Source organism: Hyphomonas sp., from assembly GCF_046313735.1.
Classification (GTDB): Bacteria; Pseudomonadota; Alphaproteobacteria; order Caulobacterales; family Hyphomonadaceae; genus Hyphomonas.
Genome location: NZ_JBKBXW010000087.1, coordinates 1 through 2,885 on the forward strand (window position 1 = coordinate 1; position 2,885 = coordinate 2,885).

A 2,885-nucleotide genomic window follows, 5' to 3' on the forward strand; every position below is an offset into this window, starting at 1 on the left:
GCCGGGCGGCGATCCAGCCGAGCTGGATCATTGATCCGAACGCCTCCTTTCTGCAGCCGCAGCTGAGCTATCAGACCTATCAGGGCCTGCCGCGCCGCAAGCCGGTGAAACGGCCGCTGCGTATCGCGTTGCTAACGCGGGAGCCCCGCAATTATTCGTCCTTGCGGCTCATTGAGGCGGCGGAAACGCGCGGGCATGTGATCGAGGTGATCGATACCGCGCGCTGTTACATGCGCATCGGCGCAGCGGACGCGGAGGTGCATTATGACGGCGAGGCGCTGCCGCGCTATGACGCCGTCATTCCGCGCATCGGCGCGACGATCACCGATTATGGCATGGCGGTGCTGCGCCAGTTCTCGAACACCGGTGCGTATTGCCTCAACACGGCGGGCGCCATTGGCCGCTCGCGCGACAAGCTGCTGGCGCACCAGCTGCTTGCCCGCGCCAAGATAGCCATGCCGATCACGGCGTTCGCGCACAGCCCGAAGGATACCAAGGGCCTGATTGCGGTGGCTGGCGGGGCGCCGGTGGTGCTGAAGCTGCTGTCCTCCACGCAGGGGAAGGGGGTTCTGCTGGCGGAGACGCGCAAGACCGCGGAGCATCTGGTCGATGCGTTCCGGGGGCTGGACGCAAACTTTCTGGTTCAGGAATTCGTGGAGGAAGCGGGCGGGGCCGATATCCGCGCGTTCATTGTGGGCAACAAGGTCGTGGGCGCGATGCGGCGTCAGGCGGAGACGGGCGAGTTCCGCTCGAACCTCCACCGCGGCGGCACGGCCAGCCCGGCGAAACTCTCGGCGGCGGAGCGCGACATCGCACGGGAAGCCGCCAAAGTGCTCGGGCTGCAGATCGCGGGCGTGGACCTGTTGCAGACGTCTGCTGGTCCGAAGGTTCTGGAAGTGAACTCGTCTCCCGGCCTCAAGGGCATCGAAGCGGCGACCGGCAAGGACATCGCCGCGCGCATCATCGAGCATCTGGAAACGGTTATCCGGCCGCTCGCCCGCCAGCGTGAGCCGCTTCTGTAGGCGCCGTCAGCGGCTGGAGAATAGCCGGCCTTTTTCCGTGACGAGCACGATTCCCAGCGAAACGACCCCCAGACCGACGAAGCCCGCCGTGAGCGGTATGGTCGTCCCATTGTATTGCGCGCCGATCAGCATGCCGATCAGGCTCGAAATCAGCGTCGTGGCAAAGCCATAGGCAGCCGAGGCCGTCCCGGCGATCTTGCCGAGCGGTTCCATGGCGAGGGCGGAGAAGTTCGATCCCATCATGCCGAAACAGGCGAAGCTGAGCGCAAAGATCGGGAAGAACACCGCGAAATTTTCACCAAACGCCAGCGTCGTGAGAGTCAGGACCAGCGAGGTGAGAATGAACATGATCAAGGCCGCATGGCTTATGAGGCGCATGCCAAGCCGCTCGACCAGGCGTGAATTGGTGAAGTTGGCGACGGCGAGGGCCGCCGCGACGCCGGCAAACCAGAGCGCGAAGGTGTTCTCCATCCGGAAGACTTCCCGGAACACCTGTTCGGACGAGGCGATGAAGGCGAACAGTGCGCCGAAGATAATGCCGGATGCCATCATGTAGCCGAAGCTGACGGGCGAGCGGACGACCTCCAGATAGGCGCTGCCTGCGCTGCGCAGGTTCAGCGGTCGCCGGGCTTCTGGCGGCAGGGTTTCCGGCAGGCGCGCCCAGGTCCAGATGAGCATCATCAGGCCCCAACCCGCCAGCACCACGAAGATGCCCTCCCAAGGTGCGAACAGTAGGATCAGCTGTCCGGCGCCTGGCGCGATAATCGGCACGATCATGAAGATGGTCATCACCAGCGACATGAAACTCGCCATACTGCGGCCCACGAACAGGTCGCGCACCACCGCGGCGGCCACGATCCGCGCGCCGGAAGCGAACACGCCCTGCAGGAAGCGCGCGGCGAGCAGCGCCCAGAAATCCTTGAGGATGACACAGAGAAAGGCGGTGGCGACATAGCCGATCAGCCCGATGAACAGCGGCGCACGGCGGCCGAAGCGGTCGGTGATCGGGCCCCAGGCGAGTTGAGGTGCGCCGAAGCCGAGCACATAGGCGAAGATGATCAGCTGCTGGCGATTGTCGCGCGGGGCGCCCTCGGCCACGAGGCCGGTGGCGCGGCTGATTTCGCCGAGGGCAGGCAACATGATGTCGATGGCGATGGCGTTCAGCGCCATCAGCCCGGCGACCATGGCGATCAGTTCCGGCTTGCCGAGGCGTCTCGGCTGGGCCGGTTGAAGGGCTGCGGGCCTGTCTGCCGAATCGCCGTCCATGCTGGGATTGTCCTTATCGCGGCAAACTGAATCAGGCCTTCTGAACCCTTTCAGGCGGCTTGGCCAGCGGGCGATCCGGCGTATCTGGCCTGCGATTGTAGAAGCTGTCCGAAAAGATAGGCAGGCGCGGTAAGACTCGATGCTAGGTTGCAATGGCATGAGACCGCCCACACACGCCCTGAGCGCATGGAACGTCGTCCTTCTGGCGGCATTGTTTGTTCTTGTTGCCTGCGGGGGCAGCAGTGGGGGTGGAAGCCCGGCGCCGCCGCCTCCGGCTGCGAACTGGCCGCCGGTCATCACCTCGCCGGCCTCGGTCACCGTCAATGAGCAGACGACCGGACCTGTCTATACGCTGACGGCCACCGATCCCGATGGGGACCCGATCACGTTGTCGTTGGTTCCGGGCGGGGATGCGGCGGTGTTCAGTTTCGCTCCGGCGACCGGAGTTCTGTCTCTGCCCCAGCCGCTGGACTTCAATGCGCCGCAGGACGCGGACGGTAACAATGTCTACCGCGTGACGTTCGAGGCGCGCGATGGCCGGGGCGGCGTCGCCAGCCTGACGGTCGAGATTACAGTGCTGCAGGTCGAAGTCGGCAT

3 protein-coding genes are annotated in these 2,885 nt (G+C 65.0%); 2 read left to right on the top strand and 1 reads right to left on the bottom strand.

The window, feature by feature from the left end; all coding sequences use genetic code 11:
- The coding region (gene rimK / locus ACK4SV_RS16555) for a 30S ribosomal protein S6--L-glutamate ligase (RefSeq protein ID WP_409918947.1) at positions 1-1,022 on the top strand (1,022 nt) is incomplete at its 5' end.
- 6 nt (positions 1,023-1,028) lie between these two features.
- On the opposite strand, the gene ACK4SV_RS16560 is transcribed toward rimK, so the two are convergent.
- Positions 1,029-2,288, bottom strand: a complete 1,260-nt coding sequence (locus tag ACK4SV_RS16560; RefSeq protein ID WP_409918948.1) for a multidrug effflux MFS transporter — start codon at positions 2,286-2,288, stop codon at positions 1,029-1,031.
- 157 nt (positions 2,289-2,445) lie between these two features.
- Between ACK4SV_RS16560 and ACK4SV_RS16565 the strand changes: the two genes are divergently transcribed.
- Positions 2,446-2,885: cadherin repeat domain-containing protein (locus ACK4SV_RS16565; RefSeq protein ID WP_409918949.1), on the top strand; the 440-nt coding region annotated here is incomplete at its 3' end.

Bases quoted from the DNA above. Each gene is read 5' to 3' on its own strand.
- ACK4SV_RS16560 (WP_409918948.1), bottom strand. From the start codon at position 2,288: ATGGACGGCGATTCGGCAGACAGGCCCGCAGCCCTTCAACCGGCCCAG.